This is a genomic window from Agromyces sp. Root81 (assembly GCF_001429165.1).
GTDB lineage: Bacteria > Actinomycetota > Actinomycetes > Actinomycetales > Microbacteriaceae > Agromyces.
The window spans coordinates 17171-33263 of sequence record NZ_LMIR01000004.1 but is presented as its reverse complement, the minus strand read 5'-3'; the positions used below and the strand labels follow the sequence as shown (position 1 = coordinate 33263).

16 protein-coding genes are annotated in these 16093 nt (G+C 70.7%); 14 read left to right on the top strand and 2 right to left on the bottom strand.

Going from position 1 to position 16093, the window contains the following annotated elements:
- Positions 1-23 precede the first annotated feature (23 nt).
- Positions 24-701, bottom strand: a complete 678-nt coding sequence (gene lexA / locus ASE14_RS16995; RefSeq protein ID WP_056659168.1) for a transcriptional repressor LexA — start codon at positions 699-701, stop codon at positions 24-26.
- A 266-nt stretch (positions 702-967) separates the two neighbouring features.
- On the opposite strand from lexA, the gene ASE14_RS16990 reads away from it, so the two are divergent.
- The 9 genes from ASE14_RS16990 (at position 968) to ASE14_RS16950 (ending at position 12306) form a co-directional block, all read left to right on the top strand.
- On the top strand, positions 968-1381 hold the full coding sequence (locus tag ASE14_RS16990) for a LysM peptidoglycan-binding domain-containing protein (protein WP_082601007.1): 414 nt from the start codon (positions 968-970) through the stop codon (positions 1379-1381).
- A 54-nt stretch (positions 1382-1435) separates the two neighbouring features.
- Positions 1436-2530, top strand: a complete 1095-nt coding sequence (locus tag ASE14_RS16985; RefSeq protein ID WP_056657910.1) for a histidinol-phosphate transaminase — start codon at positions 1436-1438, stop codon at positions 2528-2530.
- Entirely contained in the window at positions 2527-3141 is a 615-nt protein-coding gene (gene hisB / locus ASE14_RS16980; protein WP_056657906.1) for an imidazoleglycerol-phosphate dehydratase HisB, read from the top strand. Before ASE14_RS16985 ends, hisB begins: the two co-directional genes overlap by 4 nt.
- Entirely contained in the window at positions 3138-3776 is a 639-nt protein-coding gene (hisH, locus tag ASE14_RS16975; RefSeq protein WP_056657903.1) for an imidazole glycerol phosphate synthase subunit HisH, read from the top strand. The genes hisB and hisH overlap by 4 nt, the downstream gene beginning before the upstream one ends.
- Before the next feature lie 100 nt (positions 3777-3876).
- Positions 3877-4623, top strand: coding sequence for a bifunctional 1-(5-phosphoribosyl)-5-((5-phosphoribosylamino)methylideneamino)imidazole-4-carboxamide isomerase/phosphoribosylanthranilate isomerase PriA (gene priA, locus ASE14_RS16970; protein ID WP_056657900.1), 747 nt, complete (start codon positions 3877-3879; stop codon positions 4621-4623).
- Between the two features lie 8 nt (positions 4624-4631).
- Positions 4632-5429, top strand: coding sequence for an SseB family protein (locus tag ASE14_RS16965; protein WP_200953376.1), 798 nt, complete (start codon positions 4632-4634; stop codon positions 5427-5429).
- Between the two features lie 89 nt (positions 5430-5518).
- Entirely contained in the window at positions 5519-6970 is a 1452-nt protein-coding gene (locus tag ASE14_RS16960) for an aminotransferase class V-fold PLP-dependent enzyme (protein ID WP_082601006.1), read from the top strand.
- Between the two features lie 46 nt (positions 6971-7016).
- Positions 7017-11543 carry an ATP-dependent helicase gene (locus tag ASE14_RS16955; RefSeq protein ID WP_056657894.1) on the top strand — a complete coding sequence of 1509 codons (4527 nt, stop codon included), beginning with the start codon at positions 7017-7019 and terminating at the stop codon, positions 11541-11543.
- Complete coding sequence (locus tag ASE14_RS16950; RefSeq protein ID WP_056657891.1) at positions 11530-12306, top strand: DNA-formamidopyrimidine glycosylase family protein; 777 nt, start codon at positions 11530-11532, stop codon at positions 12304-12306. Before ASE14_RS16955 ends, ASE14_RS16950 begins: the two co-directional genes overlap by 14 nt.
- 27 nt (positions 12307-12333) lie before the next feature.
- Here the strand turns inward: ASE14_RS16950 and ASE14_RS16945 are convergent, their stop codons facing one another.
- Complete coding sequence (locus ASE14_RS16945) at positions 12334-12684, bottom strand: DUF1844 domain-containing protein (RefSeq protein ID WP_056013514.1); 351 nt, start codon at positions 12682-12684, stop codon at positions 12334-12336.
- Positions 12685-12947: 263 nt separating this feature from the next.
- On the opposite strand from ASE14_RS16945, the gene infC reads away from it, so the two are divergent.
- The 5 genes from infC to ASE14_RS16920 all read left to right on the top strand — a co-directional run bounded on the left by infC (position 12948) and on the right by ASE14_RS16920 (position 16040).
- Positions 12948-13568: a translation initiation factor IF-3 gene (gene infC, locus ASE14_RS16940; RefSeq protein ID WP_082601005.1), complete on the top strand. Its 621-nt coding sequence runs from the start codon at positions 12948-12950 to the stop codon at positions 13566-13568.
- A gap of 53 nt (positions 13569-13621) precedes the next feature.
- Complete coding sequence (rpmI, locus tag ASE14_RS16935) at positions 13622-13816, top strand: 50S ribosomal protein L35 (protein WP_056657888.1); 195 nt, start codon at positions 13622-13624, stop codon at positions 13814-13816.
- Positions 13817-13848: 32 nt separating this feature from the next.
- Positions 13849-14235 carry a 50S ribosomal protein L20 gene (gene rplT / locus ASE14_RS16930; protein WP_056657885.1) on the top strand — a complete coding sequence of 129 codons (387 nt, stop codon included), beginning with the start codon at positions 13849-13851 and terminating at the stop codon, positions 14233-14235.
- A 147-nt stretch (positions 14236-14382) separates the two neighbouring features.
- Complete coding sequence (locus ASE14_RS16925; RefSeq protein WP_056657882.1) at positions 14383-15195, top strand: RNA methyltransferase; 813 nt, start codon at positions 14383-14385, stop codon at positions 15193-15195.
- A 56-nt stretch (positions 15196-15251) separates the two neighbouring features.
- Positions 15252-16040 (top strand): amino acid ABC transporter ATP-binding protein, encoded by a 789-nt coding sequence (locus ASE14_RS16920; protein WP_056657879.1) that lies wholly within the window; start codon positions 15252-15254, stop codon positions 16038-16040.
- Positions 16041-16093 lie beyond the last annotated feature (53 nt).

Sequence of the window (16093 nt, the reverse complement as noted above, 5' to 3'; positions counted from 1 at the left end):
CTCGCTCGACCGACGCCGCGGCGTCAGACCGCGCGCAGTACGGCGACGACCTTGCCGAGCACCTCGGCGTGGTCGCCGACGATCGGCTCGAACGCACTGTTGCGCGGCAGCAGCCAGGTGTGGCCATCGCGCTGGCGGAACACCTTGACGGTGGCCTCGCCGTCGAGCATCGCGGCGACGATCTCGCCGTTCTCGGCGGTGCGCTGCGAACGCACGACCACCCAGTCGCCGTCGCAGATCGCGGCGTCGATCATCGATTCGCCGACGACCTTGAGCATGAAGAGCTCGCCCTTGCCGACGAGCTGGCGGGGGAGCGGGAAGACCTCGTCGACCTGCTGCTCGGCGGTGATCGGCACGCCCGCCGCGATGCGCCCGACGAGCGGCACCATCGCCGCGTCGCCGACCGGGGTGGGATCGGACGACGTCGCCGTGCGGTCGGTGACGCCCGGCAGCTCGATGAGCACCTCGAGGGCGCGAGGGCGATTGGGGTCGCGACGCAGGTAGCCGGCGAGCTCGAGCTGGTTGAGCTGGTGGGTCACGCTCGAGAGCGAGGAGAGGCCGACCGCGTCGCCGATCTCGCGCATGCTCGGCGGGTAGCCCCGGCTCGAGACCGAGCGCTGGATCATTTCGAGGATGGCGATCTGCTTGGCGCTCAGACTCTTGCGGCGGCGGGGCCTGCCTGCTGCCTGCACGTCGTCGATGTCGGTGCTCAACGTCTCCGCCCCTCGTAACGGCCAAGCGGCCGGATGTCGGTGGTGTCTGGTCGACTGTCTCCCAGACATTCGAAACTGTATCCGTCTCGCGTGCGTGCGGCAAACATCTGTTCGAGTGTGTCGGAGATCCGGTTTCCCGGGTTTCCGGAGTTTCATCCTTGCAATGCACGAAATTCGAATGTATGTTCGGAACAGAGTTTCGCATCCGGCTCTCCCGGCCGAGAGCCGGATGCGACTCCTACAGGAGGTGTGAGATGAGCGCAGCGATCGCAACGACCGGTTTCCAGCCCTCGCGGGCACTCCCGCGTGAGCAGGTGGAGACAGCGCAGGTGCAGACGGCGCAGCTGCAGAGGGCGGTGGTGCGCACCCGACTCCGTCTGACCCGCCGCGGGCGCATCGTCTTCACCGGCCTCGCGGCCCTGCCGCTCGTCATCTGGGCGTTCGTCGTCGTGCTCGGCTCGGGGGCTGCTGCCGCCGATGTCGACTCCGCCGGCGCGGTCTTCGAGTACGTGACCGTCGGTCAGGGCGACTCGCTCTGGGCGATCGCCGAGTCGATCGATCCCAGCGGCGACGTGCGCGAGGTCATCGACGAGATCATCCTGCTCAACGGCCTCGACGATGCCGTGGTCGAGCCCGGACAGCGGCTCGCGCTGCCGCTCGCCCAGTGACGACCGCTCCGTGACGACCGGCTGAAACACTCGGGTGAGCCTCGTTAGGCTTGCATGGTGACGAGTCTCGAAGACCTCCCCATCCGCGACGACCTCCGTGGTCGCACCCCGTACGGGGCTCCGCAGCAGGCCGTGCCGGTCGCGCTCAACGTCAACGAGAACACGCATCCGATCCCCGAAGACGTCGCTCACGATGTCGTCGCCCGGGTCGCCGCAGCGATCCTGACGCTCAACCGGTACCCCGACCGCGAATTCAGCGCCCTGCGCCGAGCGCTCGCCGGATATCTCGGGCACGGGCTCGACCCGGCGCAGATCTGGGCCGCGAACGGCTCCAACGAGGTGCTGCAGCACATCATGCAGGCGTACGGCGGACCCGGCCGTTCGGTCCTCGGTTTCGCCCCGACGTACTCCATGTACGGACTGCTCGCCTCGGGCACCGGCACGGAGTGGATCACCGCAGACCGCGACGACGACTTCGAGCTCAGCCCCGAGACCGCCGTCGCGGCGGTGCGCGAGCACGACCCCGACATCGTGCTGCTCTGCGCACCGAACAACCCCACCGGCACCCCGCTCTCGATCGAGACGATCGAAGCGGTCGCCGACGCCGCCCGCGGCATCGTCGTCGTCGACGAGGCGTATATCGAGTTCGCCGCCCCAGGCACCCCGAGCGCACTCACGCTGCTCGCGGGCCGGCCGCGCCTGCTCGTCTCGCGCACGATGAGCAAGGCCTTCGCCTTCGCCGGTGCCCGCGTCGGCTACCTCGCCGGCGACCCCGCCGCGATCGACGCGCTCCGGCTCGTGCGACTGCCGTACCACCTGTCGGCCCTGACCCAGGCGGCGGCGCTCGGCGCCCTCGCGCACTCGGCCGAGATGCTCGCGATGGTCGACGAGATCAGGGGGCAGCGCGAGCGCATCTCCGACGAGCTCGCCCGGCTCGGGTTCCGTCCGTACCGCAGCGGCTCCAACTTCGTGCTGTTCGGCGGGGTCGACGACCCCCACGCCGTCTTCGAGCAATTGCTCGCGCGCGGCATCCTGATCAGGGAGATCGGCATTCCCGGCCACCTGCGCGTGACGGCGGGCACCGAGGCCGAGACCACCGCGTTCCTCGAAGCGATCGCCGTTTCGGCCCCGAATAGGATGGATCCATGACCGCATCGAGCCCTTCGCGCACTGCCCGGGTGCAGCGCGAGACGAGCGAATCCAGCATCGACCTCTCGATCGACCTCGACGGCACCGGCACGAGCGACATCGAGACCGGCGTTCCGTTCTACGACCACCTGCTCACGGCGTTCGCGAAGCACTCGCTGACCGACCTGACGGTGCGTGCGAGCGGCGACCTCGAGATCGACGTGCACCACACGGTCGAAGACGTCGGCATCGTGCTGGGGCAGGCCATCAGGCAGGCCCTCGGCGACAAGCGCGGCATCTCCCGGTACGGCGACGCGCTCGTGCCGCTCGACGAGGCGCTCGCGCAGGCCGTCGTCGACATCTCGGGTCGCCCGTTCCTCGTGCACACGGGCGAGCCCGCCGGCTTCGAGTTCCACCTCATCGGCGGCCACTTCACCGGCTCGATGGTGCGGCACGTCTTCGAGGCGATCGCCTACAACGCGGCGCTCACCGTGCACGTCACGGTGCTCGGCGGCCGTGACCCGCACCACATCGCGGAGGCCGAGTTCAAGGCCTTCGCACGCGCCTTCCGCCAGGCCAAGGCGTTCGACCCGCTGGTGTCGGGCGTGCCGTCGACCAAGGGCGCGCTGTGACCCGCAGCCCTCGTGTCGTGGTGCTCGACTACGGCTCGGGCAACGTGCACTCGGCCGCCAAGGCGCTCGAGCACGCCGGCGCGGAGGTCACGGTGACTGCCGACCGCACCGCGGCGCTCGAAGCCGACGGGCTGCTCGTCCCCGGCGTCGGCGCGTTCAAGGCCGTCATGGACCAGCTGCACGCGGTGCGCGGCGGCGAGATCATCGATCGCCGCCTCGCCGGCGGGCGTCCGGTGCTCGGCATCTGCGTCGGCATGCAGGTGCTGTTCGAGCGCGGCGTCGAGCGCGGCGTCGACACCGAGGGCCTCGGCGAGTGGCCGGGAACCGTCACCGAGCTGCCGGCGCCGGTGCTGCCGCACATGGGCTGGAACACCGTGGAGGCAGGCGAAGGCTCGGCGCTCTTCGCCGGCATCGAAAACGAACGGTTCTACTTCGTGCACTCCTTCGCGGCGCAGGAGTGGCTGCTCGACGTCGAGCCGCCGTTCCCCGCGCCCACGCTGACCTGGGCCGAACACGGCGGTCGATTCCTCGCCGCCATCGAGAACGGCCCGCTGACGGCCACCCAGTTCCACCCCGAGAAGTCGGCCGAGGCGGGCATCCGCCTGCTCGCCAACTGGATCGGGACCCTCGGCTGAGCCGTTCGGCCGTCATGTGCAGTCCGCTCCGAACCGGCGGGACTAGGATGCTGTGACTGTGCCGACTCGCAAGGCGCGACCGCGATGACTAGGACAGTGAATGAGTGAATTCAACAAGACCCTCCGCCTCGTGCTGCTTCCGGCGGTCGACGTCGCCGGCGGCAAGGCGGTGCGCCTGACCAAGGGCGAGGCCGGCACCGAGACCAGCTACGGCGACCCCGTCGACGCTGCGGTCGAGTGGGCCGATCAGGGCGCCGAGTGGATCCACCTCGTCGACCTCGACGCCGCGTTCGGACGCGGCTCGAACGCGAGCGTGCTGAAGAAGACCATCCGTCAGGTGCGCGGTGTCAACGTCGAACTCTCCGGCGGCATCCGCGACGACGAGTCGCTCGAGCACGCACTTGAGATCGGCGCCAAGCGCATCAACCTCGGCACCGCAGCGCTCGAGAACCCCGAGTGGGCCGCCTCCGTCATCGCGCAGTACGGCGAGGCGATCGCGGTCGGACTCGACGTGCGCGGCACGACGCTCGCCGCCCGCGGCTGGACGAAGGACGGCGGCGACCTCTGGCAGGTCATGGAGCGGCTCGAAGAGGCCGGCGCCGCCCGCTACGTCGTCACCGACGTCACGAAGGACGGCACGCTGCAGGGCCCGAACCTCGACCTGCTCCGCCAGGTGATGGAGCGCACGCACCGTCCGGTCGTGGCATCCGGAGGCATCTCGAGCCTCGACGACATCGTGGCGCTCCGCCAGCTCGTACCGCTCGGCCTCGAGGGCACGATCGTGGGCAAGGCCCTGTACGCAGGTGCCTTCACGCTCGTCGAGGCATTGGACGTCGCTTCGCAGTGAGCCGCGACGTGGGCGATGGGCACCCCGGCGACAACGCCGCAGCGGCCGCCGACTCGGCGGGAGTGCCGTGGGCGGGGCGCTCGTTCCAGCCGAACACGCACGCCTCCGACGACGGCAGGGCGCCGGAGGCCCTCCTCGCCGCGCTCGACGCGTTCCGTTCCGGCGAAGCCGGTCAGGCGCCCGTCGTCGCGGAGTTCGCCCGTTCACGCCTCCTGATCCCGCTGCTCGCCGAACTCGGCGACGGCGGGTCGGAGGTCGGCGCCCACGGCCTCGCGGTCGACAAGAGCCAGGAGCTCTCGATCGTGACCGTGCAGGGTCCCGACGGTCGCAAGGTGCTGCCCGTGTTCGCCTCGGTCGAGGCGATGTCGCGCTGGAATCCGCTCGCACGGCCCGTACCCGCCGACGGCGTGCGCGTCGCCCTCGCGGCCGCCGACGACGGCACCGACCTCGTCGTGCTCGACCCGGGCTCGCCGACCGAGTTCGTGCTTCGGCGCCCCGCGGTCTGGTCGGTCGCGCAGTCCCACGACTGGCAGCCGCCGTTCGAATCGCCGACGGTCGGTGCGGCGTTCCGGAGTTCGATCGAGCGCGAACTCGCCGTGCTCGGCGTGACCCTGCTCCCTGGCGATCCGACCGCTCGCCTGACCGGGCCCGAGCTCGTGGTGCGGCTCGAACTCGTCGGCGGGCTCAGCCGCGAGGAGCTCGACGCGATCACCGCACGACTCGCCAGGCGCTGGGCGGCCGACGACGTCATCGCCACGTCGGTGGACTCGCTCACGGTCAAGCTCGTCGGCACACCGGCGCACTAGCTCCGCCGCGGTCGATCGGCCGTTGACCACGCCTGCGAAGCGGCGCACAATCGGTGGTGTGCGCGCGGCGCACGGAATCCAGGTGGGTCATGGGCGATCAGGACACGACGACGGGCGGCCTCGTCGAGGCCGCTCCAGCAGCGGATGCCTCGTACGACGCAGTCATCGCGGCGGCGGGCCGCCACGCACGGGCGTGGCTGTCGGGTGTGCGCGAACGGGCGATCCCTCCGCAGGCGACCGCCGACGACATCAAGGACCGGCTCGGTCGTGAGTTGCCAGAGGCGGGGGAGCCCGACCTCGAGGTGATCGCCCGGCTCGCCGAGAGCGTGGAGCCCGGGCTCATCGCGATCGGCTCGCCGCGCTTCTTCGGGTGGGTGATCGGCGGCACGCAGCCCGTCGCACTCGGCGCCGACTGGCTCGTCTCCGCGTGGGACCAGAACACGGGGCTGCGGGCGATCACGCCGGGCGCGGTCGCCGTCGAGGAGCTCGCCGGGGAGTGGCTGCTCGAGCTGCTCGGCCTGCCGACGCAGAGCGATGTCGGCTTCACGACGGGTGCCACGATGGCGCAGTTCTCGTGCATGGCGGCCGCGCGCAACGAGGTGCTGCACCGGGTCGGATGGGACGTCGAGGCCGATGGGCTCGCGGGGGCGCCGGCCGTGCGGTACATCGCCGGCGAGGAGCGCCACGGCACGGTCGATCTCGCGGCGCGCTACCTCGGTCTCGGCGCCCCGATCACGGTGCCGGCCGACGAGCAGGGGCGCATCCGCGTCGACGAGCTGGCGGCGGTGCTCGCCTCGGGCGAGGGCCCGGCGATCGTCGCGCTCCAGGCCGGCAACATCCACTCCGGCGCGTTCGACGACTTCGCGGCCGCGATCGAGGTCGCGCACGCGGCCGGCGCGTGGGTGCACGTCGACGGCGCGTTCGGACTGTGGGCGGCGGCGTCGCCGAGGCTCCGGCACCTGACCTTCGGGTTCGAGGCCGCCGACTCGTGGTCGACCGATGCGCACAAGACTCTGAACGTGCCGTACGACTGCGGCATCGCGATCGTCCGCGACCCTGCGGCGATGCGCCGCGCTCTCGGCATGCATGCGAGCTACCTGCAGGCCACCGAGGTCGGCGCCGACCCGCACGAGAAGGCGCCCGAGCTGTCGCGGCGTGCCCGCGGCGTGCCGACGTGGGCGGTACTCCGCTCGCTCGGCCGCGACGGTGTCGCGCGACTCGTCGACGGCCTCGCCGAGGCGGCACGCGGCATCGCCGACGGGGTCGGCGCGCTGCCGGGCGTCGAGGTGCTGAACGAGGTCGTCTTCACCCAGGTCTGCATCGCCCTCGACAGCGACGAGGCGACCGAGGCGCTCAGCGAGCGGCTCTGGAACGAGGGCGAGGTGCTCGCGATGACCTCCCGCTGGCGGGGCCGCGCCGTCGTACGGTTCTCGGTGAGCAATTGGCGAACGGATGCCGCAGAGGTGCGACGCACGGTCGACGCCGTCGCTCGAGCGCTCGCCGTGGTCCAGGCGGAGCCCGGCCCGGCCCGAGAGTCGTAGACCCTCCGGCGGACGCGACGTCGGCGGCATCCGCTTGAATGGAGGCATGACTGAGGCGCTCGACGCGTTCTCGCCCGCGACACGGGCGTGGTTCACCGAGTCCTTCGACGCGCCCACGACGGTGCAGAACGGCGCGTGGCAGGCGATCTCGCGCGGCGAGCATTCGCTCGTCGTCGCACCGACCGGCTCGGGCAAGACGCTCGCCGCATTCCTCTGGGCGATCGATCGGCTGCATCACGAGGGGGCGGAGGCGGCCACGACCGGCACGCGCGTCATCTATCTGTCGCCGCTGAAGGCCCTCGGCGTCGACGTCGAACGCAACCTCAGGGCGCCGCTCGTCGGCATCGCCCGCACGGCCGCCGCACATGGCCTCGAGGTGCCCGAGGTCTCGGTGGGGGTGCGCTCGGGCGACACGCCACCCGCCGAACGGCGTCGGCTCGTCACGCACCCGCCCGAGATCCTCATCACGACGCCCGAGTCGCTCTTCCTGATGCTCACCTCGGCGGCCCGTGGGACCCTCCGCGGCGTGCAGACGGTCATCGTCGACGAGATCCACGCGCTCGCCGGCACGAAGCGCGGTTCGCATCTCGCGCTCTCGCTCGAGCGGCTCGACGAGCTCACGGCCGAGCCTGTGCAGCGCATCGGCCTGTCGGCGACGGTGCGTCCGCACGAAGAGGTGGCCCGGTTCCTCGGCGGCACGCGAGCGGTCACGATCGTGGCGCCGGCTTCCGGCAAGAGGTTCGACCTCCGGGTCACGGTGCCGGTCGACGACCTCTCCGATCTCGCCGGCGAGACGGGGGCTGGCACGGTGTGGCCGCACGTCGAGGAGGCGATCCTCGACGAGGTGCTCGCGCATCGCTCCACGATCGTCTTCGCGAACTCCCGTCGCCTCGCCGAGCGGTTGACGGCGCGACTCAACGAGCTGTGGGCCGATCGCACGGCCGTGCCGGTCGAGGCGCTCGCCGTGCCCGCGGCTGCTGCGAAGCGGACGCCGGCCGACCTGGTCGGCGCCTCGGGCATCACGGGTGGGGCGCCGCCCGTGATCGCGCGGTCGCATCACGGTTCGGTGAGCAAAGAGGAGCGCGCGCTCGTCGAAGACGACCTCAAGTCGGGTCGGCTACGCTGCGTCGTCGCGACCTCGAGCCTCGAGCTCGGCATCGACATGGGCGCGGTCGACCTCGTCATGCAGGTCGAATCGCCCCCCTCGGTCGCGAGCGGCCTGCAACGACTCGGCCGAGCCGGCCATCAGGTCGGGGAGGTCTCGAAGGGGCTCATCTTCCCGAAGCACCGCGCCGACGTGCTGCACTCGGCGGTCGTCGCCGAACGCATGATCGGCGGGGCCATCGAAGAGCTGCGCATCCCGGCGAATCCGCTCGACGTGCTCGCGCAGCAGACCATTGCCGCGACGGCGCTCGACGAGTGGGACGTTGAGGCCTGGTTCGAGCTCGTGCGACGGGCGGCGCCCTACGCGGCGCTGCCCCGGTCGGCGTTCGACGCCACGCTCGACCTGCTCGCGGGGCGGTACCCGTCCGATCGCTTCGGCGAACTGCGTGCGCGCATCGTCTGGGACCGCGACGCCGGCACCGTCGTGGGCCGTCGCGGGGCGCAGCGCCTCGCGGTCACGAGCGGCGGCACGATCCCCGATCGGGGCCTGTTCGGCGTCTTCATGGTCGGCGAGGCCGGCCCGGGCCGCCGCGTCGGCGAGCTCGACGAGGAGATGGTCTACGAGTCGCGGGTGGGCGACGTCTTCGCACTCGGCGCCACGAGTTGGCGCATTCAGGAGATCACGCACGATCGGGTGCTCGTCGCTCCCGCGTTCGGCGAGCCCGGGCGGCTCCCGTTCTGGAGGGGTGACGGCATCGGCCGCCCCGCTGAGCTCGGGGCGGCGATCGGCGGGTTCATCGCCGAGCTCTCGGGCGCACCGGCATCCGGCGCCCTCGCCCGCAGCCGCGCAGCCGGACTCGACGAACGAGCCGCGGCGAACCTCGTGAAGTTCATCGACGACCAGCGCGACGCGACCCGCGTGGTGCCCGACGCGACGAATCTCGTGGTCGAACGGTTCCGCGACGAGCTCGGCGACTGGCGCATCGTGCTGCACTCGCCGTACGGCATGCGGGTGCACGCGCCGTGGGCGCTCGCGATCGGGGCACGGGTGCGCGAACAGAGCGGCGTCGATGCCAACGCCGTCGCGAGCGACGACGGCATCGTGCTGCGCATGCCCGACACGGGCGACGAACCTCCCGGCGCCGAGTTGTTCGCCTTCGAACCGGCCGAGCTCACCGAGCTCGTCACGGCCAACGTCGGCGGCTCAGCGCTGTTCGCGGCCCGGTTCCGCGAGTGCGCGGCGCGGGCGCTCATCCTGCCGCGCTCGAACCCCGGCAAGCGGTCGCCGCTCTGGCAGCAGCGCCAGCGGGCGTCGCAGTTGCTCGAGGTCGCGCGCGACTTCCCCGAGTTCCCGATCGTGCTCGAAGCGGTGCGCGAGTGCCTGCAGGACGTCTACGACCTGCCGGCACTGACGCGGCTGACCGAGCGCATCGAGCGCCGCGAGCTGCGATTCGTCGATGTCACGACCGAGTCGCCGAGCCCGTTCGCCTCGAGCCTCCTCTTCGGCTACGTCGGCGCGTTCATGTACGAGGGCGACGCGCCGCTCGCAGAGCGGCGTGCCGCGGCGCTCTCGCTCGACCCGGCACTCCTGGCAGAACTGCTCGGCACGGTCGAGCTGCGGGAGCTCCTCGACCCCGAGGTGGTCGACGAGGTCGAGCGCATGCTCCAGCGGCTCCACCCCGAGCGCGTCGCGCGCGGCGAAGAGGGGGTCGCCGACCTGCTCGGCGATCTCGGGCCGCTCACCGGCGAGGAGGTAGCGGCCCGGGTCGACGACGAGACGGATGCCGCCGCGGCCCTCGATGCGCTCATCGCAGCGCGTCGGGCGGCGCCCGTGCGCTTCGCGGGGGAGTCGTGGTTCGTCGCCGTCGAAGACGTCAGTCGGCTCCGCGACGCCCTCGGGGTGCCGATCCCGCCCGGGCTGCCCGAGGTGTTCGGCGAGGCGGTGCGCGACCCGCTCGGCGATCTCGTCGCCAGGTTCGCCCGCACCCATGGGCCGTTCACGGCGCAGTCCGTGGCGTCACGCTTCGGCATCGGCCAGGTCGTGGCATCCGCTGCACTCGCGAGACTCGGCGGAGAGCGCCGAGTGGTCGAAGGCGAGTTCCTGCCGCACGGCTCGGGCATGGAGTGGTGCGACAGCGGGGTACTCCGGCGCATCCGGCGTCGTTCGCTCGCCGTGCTCCGCAACGAGGTCGAACCGGTCGAGCCCCGCGAGTTCGCGCGCTTCCTGCCGGCGTGGCAGCACGTGGGCGGCGGCCTCGCGGGGGTCGACGGCGTCGCCGCGGTGATCGAGCAGCTCGAGGGTGCACGCATCCCCGCCTCGGCGTGGGAGGCGTACGTGCTGCCCGCACGTGTCGCCGACTACCGGCCGGGCATGCTCGACGAGCTGACCGCCTCGGGCGAGGTGCTCTGGGCCGGCAACGGGGCACTCGGCGGCGACGACGGCTGGATCAGCCTGCACCTCGCCGAGACGGCCGAGCTCACGTTGCCGGCGCCCGCTGCCGCGCCGCTCGATCCGCTCGAATCCGAGCTCATCGCGGTGCTCGGCGGCGGAGGCGGATTCTTCTTCCGGCAGCTCGCCGAGGCGGTCGGCTCCGACGACGACCGCGCGCTCGCCGACGCGCTCTGGCGGCTCGTCTGGGCCGGGCTCGTCACCAACGACACCTTCGCGCCGGTGCGCGGCCTGCTCGCGGGCGGGGGAGCGCACAAGACCGCGGCGCCGACCCCACGGGCCCGGCTCAGGGCGGGATCGCTCTCACGACGCTCGCTCGCGGCGAGCGTACAGGCCGGCCGCACGGCAGCGGCGCGCGCCAATCCGCCTCGGGCGGCCGGCCGATGGTCGGTGCTGCCGCTCGCGAGCTCGGCGGCGACGCCCCGGGCGCATGCGCTCGGCGAGGCGCTGCTCGAGCGATACGGCATCGTCACGCGTGGCTCGGTCATGGCCGAGGCCCACGTCGGCGGCTTCGCGCTCGCCTACCGCACGCTCTCGGGCTTCGAAGACTCCGGGCGGGTGCGCCGCGGCTACTTCATCGACGGCCAGGGCGGTGCGCAGTTCGCGACCGGTGCGGCGGTCGACCGGCTCCGGGCTGCGCCGAAGGGCGAGGCCCGTGCACTCGCCGCGACCGATCCGGCGAATCCGTTCGGCGCCGCACTCGACTGGCCGGAGCTCGCCGGCGAGAGTGCGCACCGGCCCGGGCGCAAGGCCGGCGCCTTCGTCGTCATCGTCGACGGCGAGACGGTGCTCTACCTCGAACGCGGTGGGCGCACGACGCTCGTCTTCACCGACGACGAGGCATCGCTCGAGGCAGGGGCCGCGGCGCTCGCCGCCGCGCTGACCCGAGGCCGCACCGAGCGCCTCCGCGTCGAGACGGTGAACGGCGCGGCGGTCTTCGGCTCCGTACTCGACCGGCCGCTCCGCGCCGCAGGCTTCCGTGAGACGCCGAGAGGGCTCCGCTTCGATGCCAGAGGGTGACACCGTCTTCCGGGCCGCGCGACTGCTCGACGCAGCCCTCGCCGGGCGCACGGTCACCCGCACCGACTTCCGGGTGCCCGCGCTCGCCGAGATCGATCTCGCCGGTGAGCCGGTGCACTCCGTCGCGAGCCGCGGCAAGCACCTGCTGATGCGCATCGGCGATGTCGTCGTGCACTCGCACCTCAAGATGGAGGGGGAGTGGCGCGTGTTCGGACACGGCGAGGCGTGGCGACGGCCGGCATGGCAGGCGCGGGCGATCATCGAGGTACCGGATGCCACGGCCGTCGGCTTCGACCTCGGCACCCTCGAGCTCTTCGGTGCGGCCGAAGAAGCGCGGCGGCTCGCCTACCTCGGCCCCGACCTGCTCGGCCCCGACTGGGACGCCGCGGAGGCCGTGCGCCGGCTCGCGAGCGCGCCCGAGATGCCGATCGCGGTCGCACTCGCCGAGCAGCGCAACCTCGCCGGGCTCGGCAACGTCTACGTCAACGAGGTCTGCTTCCTCCGGGGCATCCTGCCGGACCGGCCCGTCGGCGAAGTCGAACTCGAGCCGTTCGTGGCGCTCGCGAGCCGGGTCATCCGTGCCAATCGCGATCGCGCAGCGCGCACGACGACCGGGGACACCCATCGAGGCCGGCAGCTCTGGGTCCACGGCCGAGGCGGCGAGGCCTGCCGCCGCTGCGGCACGCTCATCGAGCACGGGAGGCTCGGGCGCACCGAGCTCGAACTGCGTGAGACCTGGTGGTGCCCGAACTGCCAGCGCTAGTGCACGGGCGGATCAGGTCGGGTCGGTTCAGCTGACCGGACCGGTCCACTTCTCGCCGGGGCCCTTGCCGATGGGGTCGGGGATGACGGATGCCTCGCGGAACGCGAGCTGCAGCGAACGGAGCCCGTCGCGCAGCGAGCGCGCGTGCATGTCGCTGATCTCGGGCGCGCCGGCGGTGATGAGCCCCGCGAGGGCGTTGATGAGCTTGCGCGCCTCGTCGAGGTCGATCTGGTCTTCGGGGTCTTCGGCCAGTCCGACCTTCACGGCGGCGGCGCTCATGAGGTGCACTGCGGCGGTCGTGATGATCTCGACTGCGGGGACCTCGGCGATGTCGCGGGTGGCGCCCTCGACCGTGGTTTCGTCTGAACTACTGTTCACGGACTTCCTCTGCTAGACTACTTCGGGCTCCGGGGCTTCACCCCGGTACGAAAGTGGAGATTCTCCCACCCGCGCATACCGCTTCATCAAGGTTACCGGGTCGATTGCACTCCGCTCTCCTGTCGCAAGACGTGAGAGTAGGTAGGGTGCCGCATGAGATGCACGGTGGGATTCCGTGCGCGGATGCGTGAATTTCTCCTTTCGTCGTCGGGCGGCAACCGCCTTCCGACAGAGCGAAACAGCTTGAGTAGAGGAGAACACGCATCAGCGATCCCCGTACAAACGACCGTATCCGCGTCCCCGAGGTTCGACTCGTGGGGCCTGCCGGAGAGCAGGTCGGCGTCGTGAAGATCGAGGTGGCCCTGCGGCTCGCGCAGGAGGCCGATCTCGATCTCGTCGAGGTCGCTCCGAACTCGAAGCCGCCGGTCGCGAAGATCATGGACTACGGCAAGTTCAAGTACGAGGCTGCGCAGAAGGCGAAAGAGGCCCGGCGCAACCAGGCGAACACCATCCTCAAAGAGGTGCGGTTCCGTCTCAAGATCGACAAGCACGACTACGAGACCAAGATGAAGCGCGCCATCGGCTTCCTCAAGGCCGGCGACAAGGTCAAGGCGATGATCCTCTTCCGCGGTCGCGAGCAGTCGCGTCCCGAGATGGGCGTCCGCCTGCTGCAGCGCTTCGCCGAAGACGTGGTCGAGTACGGCACCGTCGAGCACAACCCCACGATCGACGGCCGCAACATGGTCATGGTCATCGCGCCGCTCAAGAACAAGTCCGAGGCCAAGGCCGAGGCGAACGCACAGCGTGCTGCGACGAAGTCCCGACCGGCGGCGGATGCCCCGGCCGAGGGTGACGCGCAGACGGCAGAGCCCGTCGAGGGCTGAGCCAAACATCCCCGTCCGTCACTCGTGACGGCAGAACCAAGGAGAAATACGAGATGCCGAAGCAGAAGACCCACTCCGGGTCCAAGAAGCGCTTCAAGATCACCGGAAGCGGCAAGATCAAGAAGCAGCAGGCCGGTATGCGCCACAACCTCGAGGTCAAGTCCTCGAAGCGCAAGGCCCGTCTGAACCAGGACAAGGTCGTGTCGGCCCCCGACGCCAAGGTCATCAAGAAGCTTCTCGGCCACTGAGCCGCGAGACCCGTTAAGGAAGAAACAGAGTCATGGCAAGAGTGAAGAGGGCGGTCAACGCCCACAAGAAGCGCCGGGTCATCCTTGAGCGCGCCGAGGGTTACCGCGGCCAGCGTTCGCGTCTGTACCGCAAGGCCAAGGAGCAGGTCACCCACTCCCTCGTCTACGCGTACCGCGACCGCCGCCAGAAGAAGGGCGACTTCCGTCGTCTCTGGATCCAGCGCATCAACGCCGCGTCGCGCGCGAACGGCCTCACGTACAACCGCCTGATCCAGGGCCTCGGCCTTGCAGGCATCGAGGTCGACCGTCGCATCCTCGCCGACCTCGCGGTCAACGAGCCCGCGACGTTCGCCGCGCTCGTCGAGTCGGCCAAGAAGGCCCTCCCAGCCGACACCTCGGCTCCGAAGACCGCAGCGTAAGAAGGCGCTGCATTCTTCGGCAGCCGACACCTCGGCTCCGAAGACCGCCGCGTCAGCAGCGACTTCAGCTTCGAACGGCCCGGCACCCTCTGCTCGAACGAGCGGGGCGTGCCGGGCCGTTCCGCATCCCGGCAATAGACTGGGACCATGCTCGAGAATCCCCGTTCGCCGCGTGTCCGCGCCGTTGCGAAGCTCGCCAAGAAGGCGGCACGTGTCGACAGCGGGCTGTTCCTGCTCGAAGGCCCGCAGGCCGTCGCCGAGGCGCTGACCTTCCGCCCTCAGCTCGTCGTCGAGCTGTTCGCGACGCCGACCGCCCTCGAGCGGCACGCCGAGATCGTCGAGGCCGCCGCCTCGGCCGACGTCGAAATCGAATACGTCACCGAAGAGGTGCTCGACTCGATGGCCGACACCGTGACGCCGCAGGGCTTCATCGCGATCTGCCGCCAGTTCCCGACCGCGGTGAAAGACGTGTTCGCCGCGAAGCCGAAGCTCGTCGCCATCCTCGAAGAGGTGCGCGACCCCGGCAACGCCGGCACCATCGTGCGCGCCGCCGATGCAGCGGGCGCCGACGCGGTCATCTTCACCGGTCGCACCGTCGACCTCTACAACCCGAAGGTCGTCCGCTCCTCGACGGGGTCGATCTTCCACCTCCCCGTCGCCATCGGCGCAGAACTCGAGGACGTGCTCGTGCGCGCCCGCGCCGCCGGCCTCACCGTGCTCGCGGCCGACGTGAAGGGCGACGACCTGCTGTCCGCCCGCAACGACGGCGTGCTCGCCGGGCCGACGGCATGGCTGTTCGGCAACGAGGCGCGGGGCCTGCCCGACGAGCAGCTCGAGCTCGCCGACCGGGTCGTCACGGTGCCGATCTACGGGCATGCGGAGTCGATGAACCTCGCGACCGCGGCATCCGTCTGCCTGTACGAGAGCGCCTTCGCCCAGCGCACTGCTGATCACGGTTAGGTAACCACTGCCCAACTCCTTGTCGCCCGGCCGTTGCTGGCCCTAACTTGGGGGTTATGGAGCCAACGCAGCCTGCCCCGCCGACCTCGAACATCTCGGTGCGTCGCGGCGAGCCGCTCGTGGTCATCGACCACGTCGAGAAGCACTTCGGCGAGCTGCACGTGCTCAACGACATCAACACGGTCGTGAACCGCGGCGAGGTCGTCGTCGTCATCGGTCCGAGCGGCTCGGGCAAGTCCACGCTCTGCCGAGCGATCAACCGGCTCGAGACCATCGACTCGGGCACGATCTCGATCGACGGCGAGCGGCTGCCCGAAGAGGGTGCCGCGCTCGCGAAGCTTCGCGCCGACGTCGGCATGGTCTTCCAGTCGTTCAACCTGTTCGCGCACAAGACCGTGCTCGAGAACATCACGATCGCGCCGATCCGGGTGAAGCGGATGTCGCGCAAAGACGCCGAGTCGAAGGCGATGGAGCTGCTCGAGCGGGTCGGCGTGGCGAACCAGGCGAACAAGATGCCGGCCCAGCTCTCGGGCGGTCAGCAGCAGCGCGTCGCGATCGCGCGATCGCTCGCCATGAACCCGAAGCTCATCCTCCTCGACGAGCCGACGAGCGCCCTCGACCCCGAGATGATCAACGAGGTGCTCGACGTCATGGTCGGCCTCGCGAAGGACGGCATGACGATGATCGTCGTCACGCACGAGATGGGCTTCGCCCGCAAGGCGGCCGACCGGGTGCTCTTCATGGCCGACGGGAAGATCGTCGAAGAGGCCGCACCCGCCGAGTTCTTCGACAACCCGCAGACCGACCGTGCGAAGGACTTCCTCTCGAAGATCCTCGAGCACTAGACCTGCGCTGCCACGAGCGGCGAGGAACCACCACACAGGAGAAGAGGCAGAGA

What these genes read in the sequence shown, in the direction of transcription:
- rplT (WP_056657885.1), top strand. Translation starts at nt 13,849, where the DNA reads ATGGCAAGAGTGAAGAGGGCGGTCAACGCCCACAAGAAGCGCCGGGTC.
- ASE14_RS16955 (WP_056657894.1), top strand. Translation starts at nt 7,017, where the DNA reads ATGACTGAGGCGCTCGACGCGTTCTCGCCCGCGACACGGGCGTGGTTC.
- priA (WP_056657900.1), top strand. Translation starts at nt 3,877, where the DNA reads ATGAGTGAATTCAACAAGACCCTCCGCCTCGTGCTGCTTCCGGCGGTC.
- ASE14_RS16985 (WP_056657910.1), top strand. Translation starts at nt 1,436, where the DNA reads ATGGTGACGAGTCTCGAAGACCTCCCCATCCGCGACGACCTCCGTGGT.
- ASE14_RS16950 (WP_056657891.1), top strand. Translation starts at nt 11,530, where the DNA reads ATGCCAGAGGGTGACACCGTCTTCCGGGCCGCGCGACTGCTCGACGCA.
- ASE14_RS16925 (WP_056657882.1), top strand. Translation starts at nt 14,383, where the DNA reads ATGCTCGAGAATCCCCGTTCGCCGCGTGTCCGCGCCGTTGCGAAGCTC.
- hisB (WP_056657906.1), top strand. Translation starts at nt 2,527, where the DNA reads ATGACCGCATCGAGCCCTTCGCGCACTGCCCGGGTGCAGCGCGAGACG.
- ASE14_RS16960 (WP_082601006.1), top strand. Translation starts at nt 5,519, where the DNA reads ATGGGCGATCAGGACACGACGACGGGCGGCCTCGTCGAGGCCGCTCCA.
- ASE14_RS16920 (WP_056657879.1), top strand. Translation starts at nt 15,252, where the DNA reads ATGGAGCCAACGCAGCCTGCCCCGCCGACCTCGAACATCTCGGTGCGT.
- rpmI (WP_056657888.1), top strand. Translation starts at nt 13,622, where the DNA reads ATGCCGAAGCAGAAGACCCACTCCGGGTCCAAGAAGCGCTTCAAGATC.
- ASE14_RS16990 (WP_082601007.1), top strand. Translation starts at nt 968, where the DNA reads ATGAGCGCAGCGATCGCAACGACCGGTTTCCAGCCCTCGCGGGCACTC.